The sequence below is a fragment of the Streptomyces sp. SKN60 genome (assembly GCF_026236535.1).
Classification (GTDB): Bacteria; Actinomycetota; Actinomycetes; order Streptomycetales; family Streptomycetaceae; genus Streptomyces.
In genome coordinates this window covers 1-1381 of the sequence record NZ_JAHTMW010000053.1, presented here as the reverse complement: position 1 = coordinate 1381, position 1381 = coordinate 1, and the positions used below count along the sequence as shown (strand labels likewise).

At 66.6% G+C, this 1381-nt stretch carries 1 protein-coding gene; it reads left to right on the top strand.

Annotation, left to right across the window (positions count from 1 at the left end; all coding sequences use genetic code 11):
• Window positions 1–48: 48 nt before the first annotated feature.
• A complete protein-coding gene (locus KV205_RS35910) occupies window positions 49–1341 on the top strand; it encodes an IS256 family transposase (protein WP_265869240.1) in 1293 nt (430 codons plus the stop codon).
• The last annotated feature ends 40 nt before the right edge of the window (window positions 1342–1381 follow it).

Sequence of the window (1381 nt, the reverse complement as noted above, 5' to 3'; positions counted from 1 at the left end):
GGGACTGTAAATCGTTCGGTGTAACTCCCGATCATGGAGGATGCACCGATGACCAGTGAGAACGTGACCGAGGCCGAGATCAGCGAGGCGGACGAGCCTCAGCCGGCGAGGGTGGTGGATGACCGGCTGATCGACGAGCTGGTGTCCCGGGCCCAGGCCGAGGGCCTGCAGCTGACCGGCGAGGGTGGACTGCTCCAGCAGCTGACGAAGCGGTTGCTGGAGTCCGCTCTGGAGGGTGAGATCAGCGACCACCTCGGCTATGACAAGCACGATCCGGCCGGGAAGAACGGCGGCAACTCCCGCAACGGCACCCGCGCCAAGACCGTGCTGACCGACGTCGGCCCGGTGGAGATATCCGTGCCCCGCGACCGGGACGGCTCCTTCGAGCCGAAGATCGTCAAGAAGCGGCAGAAGCGCCTGACCGGCGTGGACGAGATGGTCATCTCGCTGTCCGCGAAGGGCCTGACCACGGGCGAGGTCCAGGCCCACCTGGCCGAGGTCTATGGCGCCGACGTCTCGCGCCAGACGATCTCCACGATCACCGACAAGGTCCTCGAGGGCATGGCCGAGTGGCAGAACCGGCCCCTCGACCCGGTCTATCCGGTGGTCTTCATCGACGCGATCCACGTGAAGATCCGCGACGGCGCCGTCGCCAACCGGCCGATCTATGTGGTTCTGGCGGTCACCACCGAGGGCCGGCGCGAGATCCTGGGCTTGTGGGCCGGGGACGGCGGCGAGGGCGCCAAGCACTGGATGCACATCCTGACCGAGGTCAAGAACCGCGGCGTGAACGACGTCCTCATGCTTGTCTGCGACGGCCTGAAGGGCCTGCCCGACGCGGTCGAGACCGTCTGGCCCCGCACGGTCGTGCAGACCTGTGTGGTCCACCTGCTGCGGAACTCCTTCCGCTATGCCGCCCGCCAGGACTGGGACAAGATCGCCAAGATCCTCAAACCGGTCTACACCGCGGCGACCGAGGAGGCTGCCCTGGAGCGGTTCGCCGAGTTCGCCGACACGTGGGGCCGGAAGTATCCGGCGATCGTCCGGCTCTGGGAGAACGCCTGGGAAGAGTTCACGCCGTTCCTCCGCTTCGACACCGAGATCCGCCGCATCGTCTGCACCACCAACGCGATCGAGTCCGTGAACGCCCGCATCCGGCGAGCGGTCAAGGCCCGCGGACACTTCCCCAACGAGACCGCCGCCCTGAAGTGCGTCTACATGGCGATCATGTCGCTCGACCCGACCGGCAAGGGGCAAACTCGCTGGACCCTGCGCTGGAAAACCGCGCTGAACGCCTTCGACATCACCTTCGACGGCCGGCTCTCCGCAGCCCGTCAGTAACCCCGAACACCCTCGTTACACCGTTCGATTGACAGACCCC